This window comes from Pseudomonas sp. BP8 (genome assembly GCF_017875955.1).
Classification (GTDB): Bacteria; Pseudomonadota; Gammaproteobacteria; order Pseudomonadales; family Pseudomonadaceae; genus Aquipseudomonas.
The window spans coordinates 2,119,155-2,142,597 of the sequence record NZ_JAGINK010000001.1; the positions used below are offsets into that span (position 1 = coordinate 2,119,155).

Genomic DNA, 23,443 nt, shown 5'->3' on the forward strand with positions numbered 1-23,443 from the left:
GGGGCTGCGCAGCAGCCCCGATACACAGCACTCTGGCTCAGCGCCGGCGCAAGGTCTTCTGCCTGAGGATATACACACTCACCAACACCGCACTGGTCAGCATGAACACCCGGGCCCAGAACAACGGCACCAGGTAGCACGACAAACCTATGCTCGCCCACATCAGGCCAATGGCGTAGACCTTGCCCTTGAGCGGAATACCTTCGCCACTGAGGTAATCGCGGATCCATGGCCCGAGCCTGGGGTGGTTCACCAGCCAGGCATAAAAGCGCGGCGAGCTTCGCGCGAAGCACGCCGCAGCCAGGAGCAGGAACGGGGTGGTGGGCAACACCGGCAGGAAGATCCCCAGCACCCCCAGCGCGACGCTGAGCCAGCCGATGGCCAGCAGCAGGTAGCGCACGAACGCACTCAGTGGTGGCGCGGTTTGAGCAGCGCCGGCTTCTCGTCAGGTGCGTGCAGCAGCAGGTACAGGGCGGTCAGCGCTTCAGGAATCTGCACGATCATGTCGTCCTGCAGGTTGGCGTCCTTGGCGATGTCTTCGAACTCCGGTTGCTCATCGAACAGGCCCGAGCCGACCATGATCGGCAGAAGCATTTCGCTGACTTCTTCCTCGGCGTTTTCGAACCAGGCTTCTTCGCGCAGGAACACGCCTTCCATGAAGCCGATGCACCAGCCGCGCAGCTCGGAATCGTCCGGCTCTTCGGTCAGGTCCAGCTCGCACGGCAGCTCGAATTCCTCGTCGCTGGCCAGCTGACGGCTGATGTGCGCCTTCAATGCGACCAGGGTGGCTTCGATCTCGGTGCGCTGGGCCTCGCCGGAATATTGCGGTTCCTCGGCGAACAGCGCATCGATCCATTCACGATCAGGAACGACCTCGGAGGTGATCGACAGCGCGGTCAGGTAGCCATGGGCGGCGACGTAATCCAGCGCTTCTTCATGCAGCTCGTCGGCATCGAGGAAGACTTGCAGGCGGGTCAGTTGCTCGGCGAAGGACATTACGGGGCTACCTTGGGGAATTAAACGATAATGAATTCTAGCATCTTGCTGCGCAGACGGGGCAAAGGGAACGTCTGTCACCGAGGCGTCCTGTAGCGGTGGACAGTGGGGTATAATCCGTCGTTTTTCAGCCAGGGAGCCCGTTTTGGGGTCTGTGGCAAAAGCTGCTTACGCATTCGCACGTGTGCAGGGCGGGTTTATCGTCCAGCCTGTGTCAAGGAATGGTACGGCGATTTCGGAGTTTGCAATGCTCGAACAGGCTCAGCGCGTCCTCAAGGACATCTTCGGCTACGACAGTTTCCGTGGGCGCCAGGCAGCGATCATCGAATGCGTGGCCAACGGTGGCGACGCCCTGGTATTGATGCCCACCGGCGGCGGCAAGTCGCTCTGCTTCCAGGTGCCCGGGCTGCTGCGCCCAGGCTTGACCGTGGTGGTCTCGCCGCTGATCGCCTTGATGGACGACCAGGTCGCAACGCTTGACGAACTTGGCGTGGCGGCGGCTGCCCTGAACTCGACGCTGAACGCCGAGCAGCAGCGCGAACTGGCTGGGCGCCTGCGCCGCGGCGAGGTAAAGATGCTCTACCTGGCGCCCGAGCGTCTGGTTCAGCCGCGCATGCTCGAGTTCCTGCAGGGGCTGGATGTCTCGCTGTTTGCCATCGACGAGGCCCACTGCGTTTCGCAATGGGGCCATGATTTCCGTCCGGAATATCTGCAACTGGGCCAGTTGGCCGAGCTGTTCCCGCATGTGCCGCGCATCGCCCTGACCGCTACCGCCGACATGCGTACCCGCGAAGAGATCGTCCAGCGCCTGCATTTGCAGGGCGCCGAACGCTTTCTGTCGAGCTTTGACCGGCCGAACATCTTTTACCGCATCGTGCCCAAGGAAGCGCCGCGCAAGCAATTGATGGCGTTTCTCGGCGAGCGCCGGGGCAACGCCGGTATCGTCTACTGCCTGTCGCGCAAGAAAGTCGACGAGACTGCCGCCTTCCTTTGCGAGCAAGGCTTCCCGGCGTTGTCCTATCACGCCGGCCTGGCGGCCGAGACGCGCTCGGCCAACCAGCGCCGCTTCCTCAACGAGGAAGGCCTGATCATGGTCGCCACGATTGCCTTCGGCATGGGCATCGACAAGCCCAACGTGCGCTTCGTCGCCCACCTCGACCTGCCCAAGTCGCTCGAGGCCTACTACCAGGAAACCGGTCGTGCCGGCCGTGACGGCCTGCCTGCTGATGCCTGGATGGCCTACGGCCTGCAGGACATGGTCATGCTCAAGCAGATGCTGCAGAACTCCGAAGGCGATGAGCGCCACAAGCGCGTCGAGCAGCACAAGCTCGATGCCATGCTGGCGCTGTGCGAAGAGACGCGCTGCCGCCGGCAATCGCTGTTGGCCTACTTCGATGAAGTGCTCGAGCAGCCGTGTGGGCATTGCGACAACTGTGTCGACCAGGTGCAGACCTGGGATGCCACCGAACCAGCCCGCCAGGCGTTGTCGGCGGTGTTCCGTACCGGGCAGCGCTACGGTGTCGGTCATCTGGTCGACGTGTTGGTGGGCAAGGATACCGAGAAGGTGCGCAACTTCGGTCACGAGAAGCTTTCGGTATTTGCTGTCGGCAAGTCGCTGGGCGAAAACGAATGGCGCTCGCTGTTCCGCCAGCTGGTGGCACGTGGGCTGGTCGACATCGATCTTGAGGGCTACGGCGGCCTGCGCCTGTCCGACAGCTGTCGACCGCTGCTACGCGGTGAGGTCAACCTGCAACTGCGCCGCGATCTCAAGCCGCAAACCTCGTCCAAGAGCTCTGGCGGCAGTAGTGGCAGCCCGGCCAGCCAATTGGTGCGGGGTGAAGAGCGGGAGATGTGGGAGGCCTTGCGTACCTTGCGGCGCAAGTTGGCCGAAGAGCACAGCGTACCACCGTACGTCATCTTCCCCGACTCGACCCTGCTCGAGATGCTGCGCAGCCAGCCGGCCAGCCTCAGCGACATGGCCCAGGTCAGTGGCGTTGGTGCGCGCAAGCTGGAGCGCTATGGCCAGGCGTTCCTCGAGGTGCTCAACGGCGGCGAAAGCGCCGCCGATACGCCGAAAGTGGTTGTCGATCTGCGCCACGAGTTGGTCAGCCTGGCGCGTGCCGGCATGACGCCGATGCAGATCGCCGGCCAGCTCAATTGCAGCGAGAAGAACGTCTACAGCCTGCTGGCTCAAGCCATTGGTCGTCAGGAGCTGAGTCTGGACCAGGCCTTGGACCTGCCCGAAGAGCTGATGATGGAAGTACAGGATGCCTTCCTCGACGGCGAGGGGGAGCTGCCGCCGGTGTCGGCCATCGCCGCCCAGTTTGAAAAACGTGTGCCAGAGGGTGTGTTGTATTGCATCCGTGCTGCGTTGGCGGCCGAGTTCGAGCTCTGATCCGATCTGCCCGCCAACAGGTGGGCCGCGGCTGACCTCTGTCATGCTTTATGACGATTATCGGACATTTCGCTCTTGGATAGCCTTGCCTGCCAGGCAAGAGCATGGTTAGCTGGCTAATAATTAGTACTATCCATGAGTTGTTTATGCCCTTGACTGACAACCAACACCGCTTCGGTATGCAACTGGCCCAGATGTCCCGGGGTTGGCGCGCCGAGCTGGACCGCCGCCTGGCCGGGCTCAATCTGTCCCAGGCGCGCTGGCTGGTGCTGTTGCACCTGGCCCGTTTCGAGGAAGCCCCGACCCAGCGTGAGCTGGCCCAGAGTGTGGGCGTTGAAGGTCCAACCCTGGCGCGTCTGCTTGATAGCCTGGAAGGGCAGGGGTTGGTGCGTCGGCAGGCGGTGATGGAGGATCGGCGGGCCAAAAAGATTCAGCTGTGTCCGCCGGCCAAGCCGCTGATTGACCAGATCGAGACGATTGCCAACCAACTGCGGCTTGAGCTGTTCAGTGGGGTTGATGAGGCTGACCTGGAAATCTGCATGCGGGTGCATGCGAAGATTCTTGGGAATCTCGAGAAGCCTTGAAAGTTGTGGGACAGTGGGCTGCACTTCAAGATTTTTTGACACAGGGTCTGGCTTGATTAGGCCGAGGCTGCTTTGCAGCCTTGGCCCTCCCTTCATTAAACCGATCCCTCAGAACGTATGCCCAAGGTTCAGGTACACCGCCTGCTGATGCTCGCTATTTGTCCCATAACTCAGGTTCAACGGCCCTAGCGGCGTCTCAAGCCCAAGAAACACGCTAGCCGCATTGATATACCCGCTGTCGAACTCATTGTCGTTGTTCCACGCTCGCCCACGCTCCAGCGACCCCCCGACATACAGCGGGAAGTCCAGCGGCAGATACGCCCGCGGCGTCAAGCGCCGGTAATAGACCATCCGCAGCAAGCTGACGTTCTGCCCCGACACCGAGTCCTGGCGGAAGCCGGACAGTTGCCGCGCGCCGCCCAGCACGAAGCTCGATGTGACCACTTCCGTCTGATCCAGCGTACGCCCGTAACGCCCGCCCAGCACCCAAGTGTCCGGCCCGTGGCTAAAGGCCTTGTCCATGTTCAACTGCCACTGCCGGTACTCGGTGTCCGAGTCCAGCGAGGCGTCGTATTTGCGCAAGGTCAGGCCGATGTCCTCGCCACTGTGCGGAAAGTACACGTTATCCAGCGTGTCGAAGGAGTACTTCAACTCGTAGAAACCTTCGTTGAAGCTGACCTTGGGCAGGTCCTGATCGCCGATGCGCACCTCGGCCTCACCCCAAGCCTTGCCCACTCCCAATCGCACCTCACCGTAAGTGCCGATCTGCCGGCCCAGATTGACCCCAAGGCCATAACGCTCCAGCCGGTACTCGGCGACCGGGTCATTATCGAGGGTCGCCTCGATATTCTGTGAGCCCAGGTCCAGGTACGGCGCGACGAAGTAACGCGAGCCGATGTCGAGCGGTTGGTAGAACTCGCTGTACAGCTCTTGCTGGTCGCCGATCTGGCCGCGGGTCAGCCATTCGGCACCGAGCCGGTTGATGCCGTTGACGCGGTAGCTCGCGCCGAGGTTGAAGGCGCTGTCGCCGCGCATGTCATCCGACAAATTCAGCCCCAGGCGCAGGTAGTCGGTACCGCCGCTCTTGCCACGCGCGTTGATCACCAGGGTGTGATCATCGCCCTTGTGCACTACGCGGTACTGCACGCCATCGAAGTAATCCAGGCCATACAGGGTGCCCATATCGGTTTGCAGTCGCTCCAGCTCCAGCGGCTCGCCGATGGGTTGGCGAATGTAGTAGCGGATCACGTCATCACTGACCTTGGAGTCGTTTTCTACCTTGATTGCGGTGATCACCGGCCGGCGATTGCGCGGGGAGCGCGCCACGGCTAGCTCGGCATCGCCTTCGGCGCGGCGCAGGATGGCCAGGCGTGCGTCGAGCGCGCGGGTGGCACGGTAGCCGGCATCGATCATCTCCTGAGTACGGCCGAAATCGGTCACGCCAAAGGCGGCCAGCGGCGGCTGGATGAGGATGTCCTGGTCATGCAGGCTGGCCAGCTGCTCTTCGGAATTGCGCCGGGTCATGAGGGTGATCGACTGGTTGAGCACGTCGACCACGGTCGCCAGTTGCTTGCGGTCGCGCAACGGCGTGCCAATGTCGACCACGATGGCCAGGTCTACGCCCATCTCACGGGCAACATCGACCGGGATGTTGTCGACCATGCCGCCGTCCACCAACAGGCGCCCGTCCATCTCGACCGGGGCAAACACCGCCGGGATCGACATGCTGGCGCGGATCACCTGGGGCAGGTGACCGCGGCGGAACACCACTTTTTCACCACTGGCAATGTCGGTGGCCACCGCCCGGAAGGGGATCGGCAGCTTGTCGAAGTCGCGCGTGTCAGCGGTGTGCGCCAACTTGCTTTCCAGCAGCAGCGACAAGTTCTGGCCCTGGATCACGCCCAGCGGCAGGCCGAGGCTGCCATCGTCGCGAAAACTCAGCTTCTGCTTGACCAGAAAGTCGCGGTCATCCTGCTTGCGCCGGAACGGCACGTCTTTGCGCGGCGGTGCGTCCGAGAGGGCCTGTTGCCAGTCGAGGGTGGTTGCCAGCTTTTCCAGCTCTTCGACGCTGTAGCCCGAGGCATACAGCCCGCCGACCACTGCCCCCATGCTGGTGCCGGCGATGGCATCGATGTGCACCCCTTGTTCTTCGAGGGCCTTGAGCACGCCGATATGCGCCAGGCCGCGCGCGGCGCCGCCCGACAACACCAGGCCGACCTTGGGCCGTGCCTGCTCGGCAGCCAGCACGCAGCAGGAAGTAAGCGTCAGCATCAGGCACAACAGCAGGCGGCGCATTATCAGTCTCAAACCCGGAAGAAAGGCCGCTAGTATAAGCGTCCACTCAGCGGGAGAAACCTGATCATGGCCGACGCCAAGGCAGAAATTGTCATCACCTATTGCACCCAGTGCCAGTGGCTGCTGCGCGCGGCCTGGCTGGCCCAGGAGCTGCTCAGCACGTTTGCCGATGAACTCGCTCGGGTGGCGCTGGAACCGGCTAGCGGCGGTGTGTTTCGGATCACCTGCGATGGCGTGCAGATCTGGGAGCGCAAGGCCGACGGCGGTTTCCCCGAGGCCAAGGTGCTCAAGCAGCGCGTGCGCGACCAGATCGATCCGCAGCGAGACCTTGGCCACAACGATCGCTGATCAAGCACCCTCGGCCAACGAACGTTGCTTGGCCGATTGTTCTGCGCCAAGGCGGCTGGACAAGACAATGGCGAAGATGATCAGCGCGCCGCCAGCGAGCATGCTCAAGGTTGGCGTCTCGGCGAACACCGCCCATGCCACCGCGATGCCGTACACCGGTTCCATGCCGAAGACCACCGCAGCGGTGCGCGCCTTGATCACGGCCAGGGCGGCGACGAACAGGCTGTGGGCGATGCCGGTGCAGAACACCCCCAGCAAGCCGATCCACAGCCAGTCCATGCCGCTCACCTTGGCCAGGCCGGGTGCGGCGAAGGGCACCAGGCACAGGGCAACCACCAGGTTCTGCCACAGCGCTGCCTGCACGGCTGGCAGGCGTCCGGAGCCCGCGCGGTTGGTCAGCGACAGCAGTGAGAACAGCAGCCCCGATAGCAGTGCCCAGAGCAGTCCGCTGGTGGCTTCACTGGCCAAGTCGAAGGCCGGTGTGACCAGGATCAGGCCGATGCTTACCAGGACCACCAGCACGGTCTCGTTGCGCCGGATGCGCTCACGGAACAACAGCCCTTCGAGGATCACGGTGAAGGCCGGAAAGCTGGCAAAGCCGAGCGTGGCGATGGCCACGCCGGCGACTTTTACCGCGATGAAAAAGCTCACCCAGTGCCCGGCCAGCAGTACCCCGCCGAGCAGCAGGCGGCGCAGGTCCTGACCATTGAGCGGCTGCCAGGCCTGGCGCGCCAGGCTGGCAAACAGGCCTAGCGCGAGCACGGCGAAGGCGGCGCGGCCGAACACAATGATGGTCGGGCTGGCCGAGGCTGCCAGTTTGCCGAAGACGCCGGTCAGGCCGAAGAACAGCGCGCCGATGTGCAGGGCGCCGAGTGCAGTACGGTGGTTCATGTAAGTCCTTGCCGGCTGTTGGGATTGCTGGGGCGGCTTTGCCGCCCTTCGCGGGGCAGCCCCGATAAATGCGACACCACACTCTAAGGTCTACTCAGTGCAGTTGTCTGTCGCGCCCCTCGCGTCAGTTGTCGCCAGGCTCGCGCCGCAATGCCATCGGCGAGCAACCAAAGTCGCGCAGCACGGCCGCAGAAAACGCGCTCTGCGAGCTGTAGCCGACCCGTGCAGCGACCTCGCCAACCGGCAGCCGGGTTTCCCTGAGCAGTTGCCGCGCCTTGAGCAGCCGGCGCTGGCGAATGTAATCCATCGGCGTCAGCCCGCACTCGGCAGCAAAGCGCGCATGCAGCCGAGCGTTGGACAACCCGGCCAGGCGCGCCAGGTCGGCTACTTGCAGCGGATACGCCGCGTACTGCTCGATGTGCGCATCGAACGCCGCGTAGGGCAGGCGCATGTCGACCACGCAGGCCGAGTGCTGCGCGCAGAGACTGGCCAGCAGCAGGGAGGCGCCCTGGCGAGCGATCAAGGGATCATCCACAGGGCTGGCGGCAAGCCAGTCGACCAACTGTTGCTGACGGTTGTCCAGGCCCACGGCACCGGGCCGTTCGAACAGGCGGCGACTGGCATCGGCATGCGCCCCGAGTTGTTCGTGCAGCCACGGCTCGCCAGGCACATCCAGCACCAGGCAGTGGCTCCCGGCGGTACTGCCGCAGGTGTGATGGGCACCGGCCGGGACCACGACCAGCGCTTGCCGGTCGACCCGCGCACCGCGCCCCAGCACCTCGAAATCCAGCCGGCCGCCGAGGCCAAAGACCAATTGCGGGTGGTCATGGCTGTGGGCAATCAGCTCGTCGCGGTAGTGGCGCAGGGAAAGAATCGGGCCGGTGGTCATTGGGCAGTCCTGGCGTGGCAGGCCTGCAGTGTACACCGTGACCACGCGTGTCAGGGCCGGTGCTTGGCGGCTTCGCTGGAAGCCACCGACTTGATCAGAGGCTGACCTTGCCTAGCAAGATGTCGCGGAACATGGCGAAATCGCCGAGTAGGCTGTACCACGGATGCTTGAATGTGGCCGGCCGGTTCTTCTCGAAGAAAAAGTGCCCGATCCAGGCAAAACCGTAGCCGAAAATCGGCACGCTCAGCAGCAGCAACCACTTGCCGCTGGCGATGCTGTAGGCCAGCAGGGCAATCACCAGGCTGGTGCCGACGAAGTGCAAGCGGCGGCAGGTGGGGTTGCTGTGCTCACCCAGATAATAGGGGTAGAACTCGGCAAAACTGCGGAACTGCGCTGTGCGGTTCATGGCTGTGCTCCCGGAAATACTTGTCATTGAGTCGGATACACGGCGTGGAGCCTGATTCGAGTCTAGAGTGATTAGCAGCGAGGGCCAGTGACAATAAGCGCCAATTGAGTATCCTTGGCCTTCACCGCTGGAGCGGTCAGCACAAGAAGCCTGCCATGAGCGAAAGAACCACGTCAGCCAGCTGGGCATCAGGGATCGTCAAGGCGCTAGAGCTGGAAGGGCTCGATTGCCGCGCCATGTTCAAGCAACTTGGGCTGGATTTTGCCGCCCTCGACGACCCGGATGCACGCTTTTCGCAAGACTCGATGACCCGGCTCTGGCAGCTGGCGGTCGAGCTGTCGGGCAACGAAGCGATTGGCCTGAACATGTCCAGGGTGGTGCGTCCGGCCTCCTTCCATGTGGTCGGCTACGCGCTGATGTCGAGCCGCACACTTGCCGAGGGCTTCGAGCGTCTGGTGCGTTATCAGCGGATCATTGCCGAAAGTTCTGACCTGAGCTTCCGTCTCGGGCCGGATGGGTATGCCCTGATCCTGACGGTACATGGCGACCACTTGCCGCCTACCCGACACAGCGCCGAGGCCTCGCTGGCCTGCGCATTGGCATTGTGTACCTGGCTCAGCGGTCGGCCGATCCAGCCGCGGCGGGTGCTGATCCAGGGGCCACAGCCGAAAAACGTCGAGCCTTACAAGGTAGCGTTCCACTCACCGCTGGTGTTTGATTCGCCCCACGACGCACTGGTGTTCGAGCGGGCTGACATGGAAGCGCCACTGCCCACCGCCAATGAAGCGATGGCCATCCTGCATGACCGTTTTGCCGGCGAATACCTGGCGCGCTTCTCGGAAAGCCGGGTTACCCATCGGGTGCGTCAGGTCTTGTGCCGCATCCTGCCTCAGGGCGAGCCCAAGCGCGAAACCGTGGCCCAGGCGCTGCACCTGTCGCAGCGTACCTTGCAGCGCCGGTTGCAGGAGGAGGGCACCAGTTTTCAGAACCTGCTCGACGATACCCGGCGGGAGCTGGCCGAGCAGTACCTCGCCCAACCGGGCATGACCTTGCTGGAAACCGCCTACCTCCTGGGCTTCGCCGACCCGAGCAACTTCTACCGAGCGTTCCGCCGCTGGTTCGACGCCACCCCGAGCGAGTACCGCTCACGCCTGGGCGCTGAGCCGGTCAGTGACGCCAGAACGCCGGCATGCACAACACCAGTACCGTAATGATCTCCAGGCGGCCGAGCAGCATGCCGCCGGCCAGGATCCATTTGGCGGCATCCGGCAAGGTGGCGTAGTTGCCGGCTGGGCCAATCACCTCGCCCAACCCCGGACCAACCCCGGAAACGGTGCCCGCGGCGCCGGTCAGGGCCGTCATCCAGTCGACCCCGAGCAGCGACAGCAGCAGGGCGATGACGCAAATGGTGATGGCGAAGAAGAACGAGAAGGTCAGGATCGAGCGCACGATCTCTTCATCGAGACGGTGGCCGTTGTACTTCTGCTTGATCACTGCGCGCGGGTGGATCAGCTGGTTGAGGCTGGCCTTGAGCAGGATATAGGCCACCTGGAAGCGGAAAATCTTTATTCCGCCTGCAGTAGAGCCGGAGCAGCCGCCGACAAACCCGAGATAGAAGAACAACATCAGCGAGAAATTGCCCCACAGGCTGTAGTCGCCCAAGGCAAAGCCGGTGGTGGTGACTACCGAGGTGACGTTCAGTGCGACGTGACGCAGGGCGTCCAGCCAGTGCAGGTCGGTGGTGGCCCAGTACCAGGTGCCGAGCACCAGCCACGTGACGATGAGCATGCCCAGCAGACCTTGCACCTGCTGATCCTTGAGCAGCGCCCGGCGGTTGCCACGCAAGGTGGCCACGTACAGGGTGAAGGGCATGCTGCCAAAGATCATCACCACCACTGCGACCCAGTGCACGGCGGGGATGTCCCACTTGGCCAGGGACAGGTCGGAGGTGGAGAAGCCGCCCGTCGAGATCGCCGACATGGCATGGTTGATCGCATCGAACGGGCTCATGCCGGCCCACCAGAAGGCCAGGCTGCCAATAAAGGTAATACCGACGTAGACCAGCACGATTGACTTGGCGACCATGTGCGAGCGCGGCATGACCTTTTCCGAGCGGTCCGACGATTCGGTCTGGAACAGACGCATGCCACCGATGCGCAGCAGCGGCAGGATCGCCACCGCCATGGCGATGAAGCCGATGCCGCCGAGCCAGTGCAGCATCGAGCGCCACATGAGGATCCCCGGTGACATGTTGTCGAGGCCGCTGAGCACGGTGGCGCCGGTGGCAGTGATGCCTGACATGCTTTCGAAGAAGGCGTTGGTGTAGCTGATGTGCTGGGTCAGGAGAAACGGCAGCGCGGCGAACACGCAGACCACCAGCCAACTGCTGACGGTCAGCAGGTACATGTCGCGCGGGCGCAGGTGGACGTGTTCGGGGCGGCCGGGAATGATCAGGGCCAGGCCGGCGATAAAGGTGATCAGGCTCGACCAGAGGAACGAGGGCATGTCGCCAGTGCGTTCGAAGATCACCAGGGTGGCCATGGGAACGACCATGCTGACCGCCAGGGTGATCAGGAAGATGCCGATGATGAAACCAATGATCCTTAAGGTCGGCAACGCCATGTGATCTGCTCTGACTCGATACGGAAAGGGGCGCCATTCTACCTGTGCGTCCGGTGAAGTAAACGCATTGGATTACCTGTAGATTGTGCCGTAGCGGCGGCAATAGTGCAGAATGACGGCACTTTTGATCTGCCAGGAGGGTAGCCGATGGAGGCTCTCGACGCATTGCTCAACCGTGTATCCGTACCACGCCTGACCGACCCGGCGCCCAATCCTGCCCAGCGCGAGGCGTTGTTCCAGGCCGCGCTGCGCGCGCCGGATCATGGCCAGTTGCGCCCTTGGCGCTTCCTCACCATCGAGGGCGCGGCGCGCGAAAAGCTTGGCGAGCTGTTTGCCGAAGCGGTCGCCAATAAAGGTGACGCCAGCCAGGCCGCGCTGGACAAGGCTCGCGCCATGCCGATGCGGGCACCCTTGCTGATCGTAGTGATTGCGCGTCTGCAGGATCACTTCAAGGTGCCCAAGCTGGAGCAGCAACTGGCAGCGGGTTGTGCCGCGCATGGCATCCTGATCGCGGCGCATGCGCAAGGTATCGGCGCAGTGTGGCGGACCGGCGACTTGGCCTTTGATGCGCATGTGCACCGGGGCTTGGGGCTGGAGGCGAACGAAGAGGTGATCGGTTACCTCTATGTGGGGACGCCAGTCAACGAGCCGCGCACTGCTCCAATCCTGGAAACTACCGACTTTGTTCGCGCCTGGGAGTAAGTGAGTCGGGGGCTGCGTAGCAGCCCCAGCGATCAACTGCCCACTACAGCCGTCACAGGAAACTCCAGCCGCGCCACAAAGCCACCCTGGGCATGGTTACTCAGCGTCAGGCTGCCACCGTGGCGCTCCGCTGCCCGCCGGGCTATCGCCAGGCCCAGCCCATGCCCCGGCGCATCCTGCCCGGGCGCACGGAAGAACGGTTCGCCCAACTGGGCCAGGTACTCCGGCGCCACGCCTTTGCCGTGGTCACGCACGGTCACCACCACGCGATCATGCTCGAGCCCCGCACTGATCTCGATCGGCTGCCCGGGCGGGCTGAAGCGCAGGGCATTGCGCACCAGGTTGTCCACGGCACGCTCGACCAGCGTCGGCCAGCCCTGCAGAGTCAGGCCGGGCATGGCCTCGAGGCGGATTTCCTGATCCGGTGCGCTCAGCAGTGCATCCTTGCGTACGCTGCCGAGCAGGGCATTGACATCAACTGGCTCGGCCAGCGACTGCTCGGCATCGACCCGGGCCAGGGCGAGGATTTCGCTGATCAGGTCTTCCAGTCGATCGCACTCACGGGTCAGTCGCGGCCACAGCGCCTGACGCTGCTCAGGCTCGGCACGTTCGGCCAGGGCCAGGGCGATGCGCAGGCGCGCCAGCGGTGAGCGCAGCTCGTGGGACACATCACGCAGCAACTGGCGCTGGCTGCCGATCAGGCTCTGCAGGCGTGCGCCCATCTTGTTGAAGTCGGTGGCCAGCACACCAAACTCATCGCGGCGCCCGGCCAGTTTGGCCAGGCTGTTTTGCTGGTAACTGGTCTGGCCAAGGTCGTGCACCGCTCCGCGCAAGCGGCTCAATGGGCGGGTGATCGACAGCGTCACCAGCAGGCTGAACAAGGTCAACACCACCAGTGCGATGCCCAGGGCGCTGAGCGGCCAGAGCAGGCTCTCGCGGTGCCAGGCATCCAGCGCCGGATGCGGAATACGGTAGATCAGCAGATAGGTCTCGCCAGTTTTCGGGCTGGTGTATTCCTCGGTCAGGCGTCGCCAGGGCAGGCGGCGCTCATCATTGCGCTGGCGCGCTTCGAAGTCGGCGGCGCGCCGCGGGAAGGTGCCAGGCACCACTGCATCGCCCACGTCGTTGAGCACTTGCACATCGATTTTGAAGCGCTGTTTGCGGCGTTCCAGAAAGTGTTGCGAGGACTCCAGGCCTTCGTCTTCGTAATGCTGCGCCCAATGGCTGGCCAGGGTGTTCAGGCCCGGGTGGCGGCTGAGGATCCAGTTATCCTGGTTGAGCATGTGGCCGAGCAGGATCGACAGACCGGCGACCAGGGTGATGGCGAGCCAGAAGCTGGCCAGGATGCGCCAGAACAGTGAACGCAAGACGAGTACCTCCTCCAAACGGGAAAAACCCGGCCCGCTTGCGGGCGGGCCGGGTATCGGTTTGACAGCTTACTGGGCCTTGCCGGCTTTGGCAGCCTTCCAGGCTTGGAACTCTTTCCATTCAGCCTTGCGTTCGGCGCGTTTTTTCTGCTGCTCGTCGAACTTCTTCTGCTGGTCGGGCTTGAGCAGGCCGCGGATTTCGCTTTGGGTCTTGTCGTGACGGGCCTTGAGCTCGTCCTTCATGGCTTTCTGGTCGGCTGCTGGCAGTTTGTCCAGGTAGCGTTTGGTAATGTCGCGGTGGGCTTTCATGTCTTCGCCCTTGAGTTTGCCGATCTGTTGGCGCTGCTCGTGGGTCAGGTCCAGCTGGGCGAAAGGCGCGTCACCGCGGTGATGTGGGCCGTCGTGGCGCGGGCCGCCTTCGGGCATGGCCATGGCAACGGTTGGCAAGGCGGCGGCGAACATCAGGGCGATCAGGGTCTTGCGCATGGTGTATCTCCTGTCATGGGCCGGTCGTTACCGGATGAGCCCAGTTTAGGGAGATCAAGGTCAAGCGCGGTCAGGTGACGGTAAAGGCAGGGTAAAGACGCGGGGGGATTTGTAAGGTGTGAGTTACGAGAGATGTATTGGAGGGGGCAGGCTGCTTTTTTTGGTTTTTCAGGAGTTGCCGGGGGTTATGGTCTGGGTCTTGGAAGCTGGGGGCTTATCCATTAGGTGTGGTGGTGCCACTGGCCCCTTCCGCCCTTACGGCCATCCCTTTCAAGATATTTTGAAATTGTGTCTGACTTGAGTATGTCGGGGGCGCTGCGCACCCCTTTCGCGACACAAGGCCGCTCCCACAGAGACCGCGCCAGCTTGAGGTTGAGTGCAAGACAGTTGCCCAGAGGAGCGAGCCGCGCCGCTCTTGAGGCATGCGCTATCTCTGTGGGAGCGGCCTTGTGTCGCGAAAGGGGTGCGCAGCGCCCCCGGCATTGCTGGCCTACATGATGAAATTCGGAGTTAACGCAAAGACCTTGAAAGGGATGGCCGTAAGGGCGGAAGGGGCCAGTAGCGCCACCATATCAAATGGATAAGACCACAATTCCTAAGCCAGCCAAGCAAACAGCTCATAGCCCCCGAAAAATCCAAGGAGAACCTGCCGCTCGCAACGACTCAGAGGCTGTAATAGTAACCGCGACTGCGCAGGGCAACGATTCGCGGCCTGCCGTCAGGATGCGGGCCGACCTTCTTGCGCAGGTTGCTGACATGCATGTCGAGGCTGCGGTCATACAGCGTCAGCTTGCGCCCAAGGGCAATCTGCGCGAGGTCCTGTTTGTCCAGCGGCTCGCCAGGCTGGCGCAGCAGGGCCTCGAGGATGCGGCTCTCAGACAGCGTCAAGGTCATCTCGCGACCCTCGACATTGACCACCCCGCGCGCCGGGCTAAAGGCCAAGTCACCGATCTCGACCTGGCTGCTGATCGCCGCCGGATGGCTACGGCGCAGCACCGCGCGCAGGCGAGCGGTCAGCTCGCGTGGATCGCACGGTTTTGCCAGGTAATCATCGGCACCCAGTTCCAGGCCGAGGATACGGTCCAGCGGCTCACCCCGGGCCGACAGCATCAGCACGGGCAAATCGGTATGCTCGGTACGCAACTGCTTGAGCAGCTCCAGGCCGCTGCCGTCGGGCAACATCACGTCCAGCACCACGGCGGCCGGTGCCTGTTCGGCCAAGGCCTGGCGCGCGCTCAGGCCATCGTGACAGGCACGTACCACGAACCCTTCCTGGGTCAGCCAGCTGCCGAGCAGCTCGCAGAGTTCCTGGTCATCATCAATCAGTAACAGCTCGCTCATGACTCACTCAATTCAACCATTGACGGCGTCTTCTGTGTCCGCCACTGGCAAAGATACCGCAGAGTACCGAGAACAGTGCAACGCCTGAACCAATCAGAAACCATAATTGTTGGTCGGTGATCGGCGATTGGGGGGTATTGGCCTGCATTTGCTTGATCGACAGCGCCAGGCGTTGGTTGTCCTGGCGCAGGCGGGTGAGCTGCTCGGCGAGGGTCGCACGTTGCTTGTCGCTCTCTTCCAGGCGTTGTTGCAGCTCGGTAGTCCGTGCACCGGACTCCAACGACAAGGCGTTGTTGGCGCAGGCCAACGGGCTCAGCAACAGCAGGCAAAGCAGCAGGGACAGCGGACCTTGGCGCATCGGAACTCCTGAGTTGGTATCGATTCAGGAGGTTGTCGGCCGTTGGTCGGATTAGATGAGCGGGGCGTCGTGTCAGTCAGGACTCCCCTCGAGCCCTGACTGGCACGCTACGATCAAGGCAGCACTTGCTTGAAAGGCTTGACCACAACCTTGTCGTATACCCCGGCTGCAACGTACGGATCGGCATCGGCCCATGCCTGCGCTGCCACCAGCGAGTCGAACTCGGCCACGATCAAGCTGCCGCTGAAGCCGGCCTCGCCCGGGTCGTTGCTGTCGATTGCCGGGTGCGGGCCGGCCAGCACTACACGGCCTTCGGCCTTGAGCTGCTGCAGGCGCTCGATGTGCGCAGGGCGTGCGGCCAGGCGCTTTTCCAACGAGTTGGCGACGTCGCTGGCAATAATGGCGTAAAGCATGTCAATCCTCGGTCTTGGGGGTAGTGGGATCGCTGTCGTGCAGATGGCGCGACAGGTAGACGCCCTGGGCGACCAGGAATATCACGGTCATGCCCAGGCTGCCGAACACCTTGAAGTCGACCCAGAAGCTCTGGAAGGTGAAGGCGACGAACAGGTTGGCCGCGCCGCAGATCAGGAAGAAGCAGATCCAGGCCAGGTTCAGCCGTGCCCAGATCGCGTCCGGCAGGGTCAGCGCGTGGCCCATGATGCGCTTGATCAACACCCGGTCACCGATGAAGTGGCTGCCGGCAAAGGCGATTGCGAACAGCCAGTTGACCACCGGCGCCTTCCACTTGAGGAAGGTCTCGCTATGGAACGCCAGGGTCAGGCCGCCGAACAGCAGGCACGCCACCAGCGTCAGCCATTGGCCTTTTTCCAGCTTGCGCTGGCGGATGAACAGGGCGCCGTAGACTGCCAGCGAGCTTGCGATCAACACCGCAGTGGCGCTGTAGATGCCGCCCAGTTCGAAGCTCTGGCCGGCGAACTCGAGTGGGCGCGGGTCAAGCTTGTAGACGATGAAAAACAGCAGCAGCGGGATGAAATCGATGAATTGTTTCACAATGGCAGCCAGAAGCGGGATGTGTCGGCATAATATCAAACATCGATTCCAGCGGTAGCGCTCCTCCATGAATGTTGATCTGCACTGTCACAGCACGGCCTCCGATGGCGCTCTGGCGCCTTCGATTCTGGTCGCCCGCGCCCACGAGCACGGGGTGCAGACGCTCGCCCTGACCGATCACGACACCCTCGAAGGCTTGCCAGAGGCCCGTAAAGCCTGCGTTGAGCGTGGTATGCACTGGGTCAGTGGGGTCGAGTTGTCCTGCACCTGGGGCGGTGCCACCATCCACATATTGGGTTACGATTTTCCCCTCGATGCGCCGCCGCTGCTCGAGGCTATCGAGGCCTTGCACCGCGGTCGCTGGCTGCGCGCCGAAGAAATCGACCGTCGGCTGGCGGCCAAGGGCATGCCCGCCACCCTCGATGGTGCGCGCGCGGTGCAGCAGGAACTGGGCGACAGTGGCAATGCGCCGGCACGTCCGCACTTTGCCGAGTACCTGGTCCGGGCGGGCCATGTAAAGGATCGTGGCGAGGCTTTTCGCAAGTGGCTCGGTGCCGGCAAGCTGGGCGACGTCAAGCTGCACTGGCCGACACTCGAGGAAACTGTCGCGACCCTGCGCCGGTCGAATGCCTGGGTGAGCCTGGCCCATCCCATGCACTACGAACTGACCCGCAGCAAGCGCAGACGGCTGATTGCCGACTATATTCAGGCAGGTGGGCAGGCGCTTGAAGTGGTCAATGGGATGATGCCCGCCGAGCAGGTGGGCACCATGTCCATCCTCACCCGTGAGTTCGGCCTGCTGGCAAGTGCTGGCAGTGACTTCCACGGCCCCGGCACCTGGGGCGAGATCGGTGCCTACCGGCCATTGCCCGAGGACCTGCCACCTCTGTGGCGCCGATTCAAGCATGAACAGCCTATGGCGATATGAACAGGAAGACTTCGTGAGCCAATTTTTCCAGATTCACGCGGAAAACCCGCAGGCGCGCCTGATCAAACAGGCCGTTGAAATCATCCGCAAGGGCGGCGTGGTGGTGTACCCCACCGACTCGGCCTATGCGATGGGTTGCCAGATTGGCGACAAGACAGCGGTCGAGCGGGTACGCCGCCTGCGCCAGCTGGACAAGAACCACAACTTCACCTTGCTGTGCTGCGACCTGTCGCAGATGGGCCTGTTCGCCAAGATCGACACGGCCACCTTCCGCTTGCTCAAGGCGCACGTGCCAGGCCCGTACACTTTCATTCTCAATGCCACCCGCGAAGTGCCGCGCTTGCTGATGCATGAAAAACGCCGGACCATCGGTTTGCGCGTGCCGTCCAATCCGATCGTGCTGGCGCTGCTTGAAGAGCTCGGCGAGCCGTTGATGAGTGTCAGCCTGATCATGCCCGGCGATGACGATCCGATGAGCGATCCCTACGAGATCCGCCAGGCTCTGGAGCATCATGTCGATCTGATCATCGACGGCGGCTTTGGTGACCTCAAGGGCTCGACCGTGATCAACCTGACCGGTGACGAGCCGGAGGTGGTTCGTGTGGGCTGCGGCGACCCCGCGCCGTTCATGGCGAACGCGTGAGCGAACTGATCGAGGCCCAGCCGTCGCTCGAAGCCAGCGAAACGCCCCAGCAACTGCAGCTGGCGTTGGTCTATGGCGAAGCGTTCACCGCGCTGCCGTTGGACCTGTACATTCCGCCGGATGCCCTGGAAGTGATCCTTGAAGCCTTCGAGGGGCCGCTTGACCTGTTGTTGTACCTGATCCGCAAACAGAACATCGACATCCTCGACATCCCGGTGGCGGAAATCACCCGCCAGTACATGAGCTATGTCGAGATGATGCAGTCGGTGCGCCTGGAACTGGCCGCCGAGTATCTGTTGATGGCAGCCATGCTCGCCGAGATCAAGTCGCGCATGTTGCTGCCCCGTTCGGCTGAAATCGAGGAAGAAGAGGGCGATCCCCGCGCCGAGCTGATTCGTCGTTTGCAGGAGTATGAGCGTTTCAAGGCCGCCGCCGAGGGCATCGACCAGTTGCCCCGGGTTGGCCGCGACGTGGTCATACCGCGCCTGGAAGCCCCGCAGGCCAAGGTGCGCAAACTGTTGCCGCAGGTCAGCCTGGAGGAAATCTTGCTGTCGATGGCCGAAGTCATGCGCCGCAATGACCTGTTCGAGAGCCATCAGATCACCCGCGAGACGCTGTCGACCCGCGAACGCATGAGCGATGTGCTCGAGCGCCTCAAAGGCGGTGCTTTCGTGCCTTTTGTCGCGCTGTTCACGGCCGAGGAGGGCAAACTCGGCGTGGTGGTCACCTTCATGGCGATTCTCGAGCTGGTTAAGGAATCGCTCATCGAACTCGTGCAGAATGAGCCTTTCGCCCCGATCCATGTCCGCGCCCGGACCGAGTGAAGCAAGCAGACCTGAAGACCCATGAACCTGAATGAACCGCGCGACCTGGCGTCGCTGATCGAGGCGTTTCTGCTGGCCTCGGGCAAGCCGCAATCCCTTGAACGTCTGTATGAACTGCTCGAAGAGGCGGAGCGGCCTGCGCCTGGCGTGTTCAAGAAAGCTCTGGAGGTGCTGGCCAAGTCCTGTAATGGCCGTGCCTTCGAACTCAAGGAAGTGGCCAGCGGCTACCGCCTGCAGATCCGTGAGACCTATGCGCCGTGGGTGGGCCGGCTGTGGGAAGAACGGCCGCAGCGCTATTCGCGTGCGCTGCTCGAGACCATGGCGTTGATTGCCTACCGTCAGCCGATCACCCGTGGTGAAATCGAAGACGTGCGCGGGGTGGCGGTCAATACCAATATCATCAAGACCCTGATGGAGCGTGAGTGGATCCGGATCGTTGGCTATCGCGAGGTGCCGGGTCGGCCGGCGATGTTTGCCACCACCAAGGTGTTCCTCGATCACTTCAACCTGAAGAGCCTTGAGGACTTGCCCGCCTTGGCCGAGCTGCGCGAAATGGAGCCTGAGCCGCTGCTCGACCCGGATGATGCGCCGGTGCCGGCGCATCTGCAGGCGTTGGCAGATGCCAGCTTGGGTGAAGGCGATAGTGAGGCGGGCGAGCCGGTGGAAGAGACCAGTTTCAGGAGCTTGCTGGTCGAACTCGATGCGATGGAGGAGGGCCTCAAGACCGATTTCGACGACTTGCGTGAGGCCTCTGAAGATCTCCACGAGGAATCTTCGGTTGACGCTGAGATTGAGCCGAAGCCTTGAATCGGCGGCGCCTGCGCTGGCCTCTTCGCGGGGCAAGCCCGCTCCTACAGGGTTGGTGTGATCCCTGTAGGAGCGGGCTTGCCCCGCGAAGAGGGCGCGACTGGCACCGCGCAACCGACCGTTTGGCGCAAACCTGCGCGGCCCACACAAAACCCGCTACTCTCGAGTGCGTTCGCCCTGCGAACCGCGTATGATGCGCGCCCCTTTGGCGCATTCGTCGCCAAAACCCGCATTTCATTCTTACACCGGGAGGTGCCCAGATGAGTGACAAAGACCTGCTAGATACCCAGCCAATTCCTCCGTCCGGCGAAAAGCTGCAGAAAGTCCTCGCCCGTATTGGCGTGGGTTCGCGCCGTGACGTCGAAGCCTGGATTGGCCAGGGCCGGATCAAGGTCAACGGCGTTGCCGCTACCCTTGGCCAGCGTGTCGACCTGCACGACGCGATTGCCGTCGATGGCAAGCTGATCAAGCGCGTGGAGGCCTCCGAGGCTACTCGCCGGGTGATCATGTACAACAAGCCCGATGGCGAGATCTGCACCCGCGACGACCCAGAAGGCCGTCCAACCGTGTTCGATCGCCTGCCGCGTCCGAAAGAGGGCCGCTGGATCAACATCGGTCGCCTCGACATCAACACCACCGGCCTGCTGCTGTTCACCACCGACGGTGAGCTGGCCAACCGCCTGATGCACCCCTCCTACGAGATGGACCGCGAGTACGCGGTACGTGTGCGTGGCGAAGTTGACGACGAAATGGTCGACCGCCTCAAGGCTGGCGTGGTCCTCGAAGATGGTCCGGCGAAATTCACCGACATCCAGAAGGCGCCCGGTGGCGAAGGCTTCAACCACTGGTACCACTGCGTGGTGATGGAAGGTCGTAACCGTGAGGTGCGCCGCCTGTGGGAATCCCAGGGCGTGATCGTCAGCCGTCTGAAGCGCGTGCGTTTCGGCCCGGTGTTCCTCAACTCCGACCTGCCGATGGGCCGCTGGCGCGAAATGAGCCAGTACGAAATCGACATCCTTGCCGCTGAAGTCGGCCTGCAGCCCGTCGCGCTGCCGACCATGAACCTCAAGGCCAAGGACAAGATGGAGCGTATGCAGCGCAAGTCCACGCGTCCACTGGGCCGTGGCGAGCGCGTACGCAACCTGCGCCCGGCGCAGGAAGGCCAGGCCGAGCGTCCGGCGCGTCCAGCGCGTGAAGACAGCGCCGCTGCACGCAAGGGCAGCCGCCCAAGCAGCAGCACCGTTGCCGAGCGCCCGAGCGACATGCGCAAACGCACCAGCAAACCAGAGGGCAATCGCCCCCTGCGCGGCAAGCCTAGCGATGGCAAGCCTGCTGGCGGTGGCCGCGGCAAGCCGCGCGGCTGATTCGGCCGTTGTATGAAAAGAGCCAGCCTTCGGGCTGGTTTTTTTTCGCCTGGAGATTTTGCAGCTGATGTGCAGCTCTTTCCGACCGGCCCGGCGCTCCGGCAAAGCCGCTCCCACAGGGGTACGCATTTTTGCAGGTGTGCGCGTTCTGTGGGAGCGGTGCCGGCTTTGACTGGAAAGTTTATTAGCCAGGCTGTAAGCATTTTTTTACGATTTCGCTGAGTTTCACGGCTGATCACTCCGCGTGTAAACAGAACTTGCCGAACAGCCCATGCCAGAGCGCTCGCGCAGCTCGCCAGCCCCTTGCCCAACCCCCCGCCACACGCTGATATAGCGCCCATGCCGTGTGCATGGCCAGGCCGCAGAGCCCGGTTAACAGAACAACAAATGGAGGCGCCATGTACGCCGATCACTCCGCCTTTTCAGGCAAATACCACGGGACCGGTGCGTTTTTCTTACAGGAAATGACGCAACGCGTTGACGCCTGCGCGTTCGCGAAGGTATACAATGCGCCGCGTTTTATCTGTGACCCCCTTGCGTACCGCGCGCTCCTGACTCCCGGTTGACTGTCCAGGGCCCTTTGTTGCCCGCCGCGTCGCCCGAGTCGAGGAAAATCCAAGGTAACCACCTTGCCCATTCCGCTGCGCCACGAGCGCGGTGGGTCCGATTCCGTCACAGATAAAAACAAGCAGGTGACTTCGTTCATGAGTGGACAAAACATGCAGTCAGGCGAGCTCAAGCGCGGCCTGAAAAACCGCCATATCCAGCTGATCGCGCTGGGTGGCGCGATCGGTACCGGGTTGTTCCTGGGCTCGGCCGGGGTAATGAAGTCTGCCGGCCCTTCGATGATCCTTGGCTATGCGATCTGCGGCTTCATCGCCTTCATGATCATGCGCCAGCTCGGTGAAATGATCGTCGAAGAGCCGGTTGCCGGTTCCTTCAGCCACTTTGCCCACAAGTACTGGGGCGGTTTCGCCGGCTTCCTGTCGGGCTGGAACTGCTGGGTGCTGTACATCCTGGTAGGCATGTCCGAACTCAGTGCAGTGGGCAAGTATGTCCACTACTGGTGGCCGGAGATCCCGACCTGGGTCACTGCTGCGGCGTTCTTCCTGCTGATCAACGCTATCAACCTGATGAACGTCAAAGTGTTCGGCGAGGCCGAGTTCTGGTTCGCGATCATCAAGGTGGTGGCCATTGTCGGCATGATCGGCCTCGGTGCCTACCTGCTGACCAGCGGCAGCGGCGGCCCGGAAGCCTCGGTTACCAACCTGTGGGCGCATGGCGGCTTCTTCCCGAATGGCGTCAGTGGCCTGGTAATGGCTTTGGCGATCATCATGTTCTCCTTCGGTGGCCTGGAAATGCTCGGCTTTACCGCTGCCGAGGCCGACAAGCCGAAAACTGTGATCCCCAAGGCAATCAACCAGGTCATCTATCGCATCCTGATCTTCTACATCGGTGCCTTGGTCATCCTGCTGTCGCTGACCCCGTGGGACAACCTGGTCGCCAGCATCGACGCTTCGGGCGGCAGCTATGGCAGCAGCCCGTTCGTTCAGGTGTTCTCGTTGCTGGGTAGCGACGTGGCTGCTCACCTGCTCAACTTCGTGGTCCTGACGGCGGCGCTGTCGGTATACAACAGCGGTACCTACTGCAACGCGCGCATGCTCTACGGCATGGCCCAGCAGGGTGATGCGCCAGCCGGCCTGGCCAAGATCGACAAGCGCGGGGTGCCTGTGCGTTCGATCCTGGTGTCGGCGGCGGTGACTCTGGTTGCCGTGCTGCTCAACTACTTCATGCCGCAGCATGCCCTCGAGTTGCTGATGTCGCTGGTGGTGGCGGCGCTGGTGATCAACTGGGCGATGATCAGCTACTCGCACCTCAAATTCCGTCAGCACCTCGACCGTACCGGTCAGAAGCCGCTGTTCAAGGCGCTGTGGTACCCCTACGGCAACTATGTGGTGATGGCCTTCGTCGTGTTGATCCTGGGCATCATGCTGATGATTCCGGGGATCCAGGTCTCGGTGTATGCGATCCCGGTGTGGCTGCTGGTGATGTTCCTGGCCTATTCGGTCAAGAGCAAGCGTGCCGTTGACGGTGCTGGCGCTGCGGAGTCGGTGGCCAAGTAAGCGCTGATAGGTTTGGATGAAAACCCGCTGCCCGGCGACTGGCAGCGGGTTTTTTGTTGCCTG

The 23,443-nt window shown here is 62.7% G+C and carries 24 protein-coding genes; 11 read left to right on the forward strand and 13 right to left on the reverse strand.

Annotation, left to right across the window (positions count from 1 at the left end; translation table 11 throughout):
• Positions 1–37: 37 nt before the first annotated feature.
• On the reverse strand, positions 38–412 hold the full coding sequence (locus J3B00_RS09320) for a YbaN family protein (protein WP_209874710.1): 375 nt from the start codon (positions 410–412) through the stop codon (positions 38–40).
• Positions 409–996: a UPF0149 family protein gene (locus J3B00_RS09325; protein WP_209866971.1), complete on the reverse strand. Its 588-nt coding sequence runs from the start codon at positions 994–996 to the stop codon at positions 409–411. The genes J3B00_RS09320 and J3B00_RS09325 overlap by 4 nt, the downstream gene beginning before the upstream one ends.
• Positions 997–1,243: 247 nt before the next feature.
• Here J3B00_RS09325 and recQ point away from each other — a divergent pair, with 247 nt between their 5' ends.
• Together recQ and J3B00_RS09335 are read left to right on the forward strand one after the other, a co-directional pair.
• Positions 1,244–3,391, forward strand: a complete 2,148-nt coding sequence (gene recQ / locus J3B00_RS09330) for a DNA helicase RecQ (RefSeq protein ID WP_209866973.1) — start codon at positions 1,244–1,246, stop codon at positions 3,389–3,391.
• Positions 3,392–3,537: 146 nt separating this feature from the next.
• Positions 3,538–3,975 carry a MarR family transcriptional regulator gene (locus J3B00_RS09335; RefSeq protein WP_209866975.1) on the forward strand — a complete coding sequence of 146 codons (438 nt, stop codon included), beginning with the start codon at positions 3,538–3,540 and terminating at the stop codon, positions 3,973–3,975.
• A gap of 108 nt (positions 3,976–4,083) precedes the next feature.
• On the opposite strand, the gene J3B00_RS09340 is transcribed toward J3B00_RS09335, so the two are convergent.
• Positions 4,084–6,270: a patatin-like phospholipase family protein gene (locus J3B00_RS09340; RefSeq protein WP_209866977.1), complete on the reverse strand. Its 2,187-nt coding sequence runs from the start codon at positions 6,268–6,270 to the stop codon at positions 4,084–4,086.
• A 66-nt stretch (positions 6,271–6,336) separates the two neighbouring features.
• Between J3B00_RS09340 and J3B00_RS09345 the strand changes: the two genes are divergently transcribed.
• Positions 6,337–6,618 carry a SelT/SelW/SelH family protein gene (locus tag J3B00_RS09345; protein WP_209866978.1) on the forward strand — a complete coding sequence of 94 codons (282 nt, stop codon included), beginning with the start codon at positions 6,337–6,339 and terminating at the stop codon, positions 6,616–6,618.
• On the opposite strand, the gene J3B00_RS09350 is transcribed toward J3B00_RS09345, so the two are convergent.
• The 3 genes from J3B00_RS09350 to J3B00_RS09360 form a co-directional block, all read right to left on the reverse strand.
• A complete protein-coding gene (locus J3B00_RS09350) occupies positions 6,619–7,509 on the reverse strand; it encodes a DMT family transporter (RefSeq protein WP_209866980.1) in 891 nt (296 codons plus the stop codon). It abuts the gene before it with no gap.
• A gap of 124 nt (positions 7,510–7,633) precedes the next feature.
• Positions 7,634–8,398 (reverse strand): AraC family transcriptional regulator, encoded by a 765-nt coding sequence (locus J3B00_RS09355; protein WP_209866982.1) that lies wholly within the window; start codon positions 8,396–8,398, stop codon positions 7,634–7,636.
• A 94-nt stretch (positions 8,399–8,492) separates the two neighbouring features.
• The gene (locus J3B00_RS09360) at positions 8,493–8,804 is read right to left on the reverse strand and encodes a DUF962 domain-containing protein (RefSeq protein ID WP_209866984.1); all 312 of its coding nucleotides are present in this window, start codon (positions 8,802–8,804) and stop codon (positions 8,493–8,495) included.
• 155 nt (positions 8,805–8,959) lie between these two features.
• On the opposite strand from J3B00_RS09360, the gene J3B00_RS09365 reads away from it, so the two are divergent.
• Complete coding sequence (locus J3B00_RS09365; RefSeq protein ID WP_209866985.1) at positions 8,960–10,015, forward strand: AraC family transcriptional regulator; 1,056 nt, start codon at positions 8,960–8,962, stop codon at positions 10,013–10,015.
• On the opposite strand, the gene J3B00_RS09370 is transcribed toward J3B00_RS09365, so the two are convergent.
• Positions 9,972–11,426: a TrkH family potassium uptake protein gene (locus J3B00_RS09370; RefSeq protein ID WP_209866988.1), complete on the reverse strand. Its 1,455-nt coding sequence runs from the start codon at positions 11,424–11,426 to the stop codon at positions 9,972–9,974. The genes J3B00_RS09365 and J3B00_RS09370 overlap by 44 nt on opposite strands.
• Before the next feature lie 147 nt (positions 11,427–11,573).
• On the opposite strand from J3B00_RS09370, the gene J3B00_RS09375 reads away from it, so the two are divergent.
• The gene (locus tag J3B00_RS09375; RefSeq protein WP_209866990.1) at positions 11,574–12,128 is read left to right on the forward strand and encodes a nitroreductase family protein; all 555 of its coding nucleotides are present in this window, start codon (positions 11,574–11,576) and stop codon (positions 12,126–12,128) included.
• 32 nt (positions 12,129–12,160) lie between these two features.
• Here J3B00_RS09375 and J3B00_RS09380 read toward each other — a convergent pair whose 3' ends face one another.
• The 6 genes from J3B00_RS09380 to J3B00_RS09405 form a co-directional block, all read right to left on the reverse strand.
• A complete protein-coding gene (locus J3B00_RS09380; protein ID WP_209866992.1) occupies positions 12,161–13,495 on the reverse strand; it encodes a HAMP domain-containing sensor histidine kinase in 1,335 nt (444 codons plus the stop codon).
• A gap of 69 nt (positions 13,496–13,564) precedes the next feature.
• Complete coding sequence (locus J3B00_RS09385; protein ID WP_209866995.1) at positions 13,565–13,981, reverse strand: LTXXQ domain protein; 417 nt, start codon at positions 13,979–13,981, stop codon at positions 13,565–13,567.
• A 663-nt stretch (positions 13,982–14,644) separates the two neighbouring features.
• Entirely contained in the window at positions 14,645–15,322 is a 678-nt protein-coding gene (locus J3B00_RS09390) for a response regulator transcription factor (protein WP_209866997.1), read from the reverse strand.
• A 7-nt stretch (positions 15,323–15,329) separates the two neighbouring features.
• On the reverse strand, positions 15,330–15,680 hold the full coding sequence (locus tag J3B00_RS09395) for a translation initiation factor 2 (protein WP_209866999.1): 351 nt from the start codon (positions 15,678–15,680) through the stop codon (positions 15,330–15,332).
• Positions 15,681–15,793: 113 nt separating this feature from the next.
• Positions 15,794–16,093: a YciI family protein gene (locus J3B00_RS09400; RefSeq protein ID WP_209867001.1), complete on the reverse strand. Its 300-nt coding sequence runs from the start codon at positions 16,091–16,093 to the stop codon at positions 15,794–15,796.
• 1 nt (position 16,094) lies between these two features.
• Positions 16,095–16,691, reverse strand: coding sequence for a septation protein A (locus J3B00_RS09405; protein ID WP_119143676.1), 597 nt, complete (start codon positions 16,689–16,691; stop codon positions 16,095–16,097).
• A gap of 67 nt (positions 16,692–16,758) precedes the next feature.
• Here J3B00_RS09405 and J3B00_RS09410 point away from each other — a divergent pair, with 67 nt between their 5' ends.
• The 6 genes from J3B00_RS09410 to J3B00_RS09435 all read left to right on the forward strand — a co-directional run bounded on the left by J3B00_RS09410 (position 16,759) and on the right by J3B00_RS09435 (position 23,380).
• Positions 16,759–17,619 carry a PHP domain-containing protein gene (locus J3B00_RS09410; protein WP_209867004.1) on the forward strand — a complete coding sequence of 287 codons (861 nt, stop codon included), beginning with the start codon at positions 16,759–16,761 and terminating at the stop codon, positions 17,617–17,619.
• A gap of 13 nt (positions 17,620–17,632) precedes the next feature.
• Positions 17,633–18,262, forward strand: coding sequence for an L-threonylcarbamoyladenylate synthase (locus tag J3B00_RS09415; RefSeq protein WP_209867006.1), 630 nt, complete (start codon positions 17,633–17,635; stop codon positions 18,260–18,262).
• 125 nt (positions 18,263–18,387) lie between these two features.
• Positions 18,388–19,086 (forward strand): ScpA family protein, encoded by a 699-nt coding sequence (locus J3B00_RS09420; protein ID WP_209874713.1) that lies wholly within the window; start codon positions 18,388–18,390, stop codon positions 19,084–19,086.
• 21 nt (positions 19,087–19,107) lie between these two features.
• Entirely contained in the window at positions 19,108–19,893 is a 786-nt protein-coding gene (gene scpB / locus J3B00_RS09425; protein ID WP_209867009.1) for an SMC-Scp complex subunit ScpB, read from the forward strand.
• A gap of 260 nt (positions 19,894–20,153) precedes the next feature.
• On the forward strand, positions 20,154–21,257 hold the full coding sequence (rluB, locus tag J3B00_RS09430; RefSeq protein ID WP_209867011.1) for a 23S rRNA pseudouridine(2605) synthase RluB: 1,104 nt from the start codon (positions 20,154–20,156) through the stop codon (positions 21,255–21,257).
• 704 nt (positions 21,258–21,961) lie between these two features.
• Positions 21,962–23,380, forward strand: coding sequence for an amino acid permease (locus tag J3B00_RS09435; protein ID WP_209867014.1), 1,419 nt, complete (start codon positions 21,962–21,964; stop codon positions 23,378–23,380).
• The last annotated feature ends 63 nt before the right edge of the window (positions 23,381–23,443 follow it).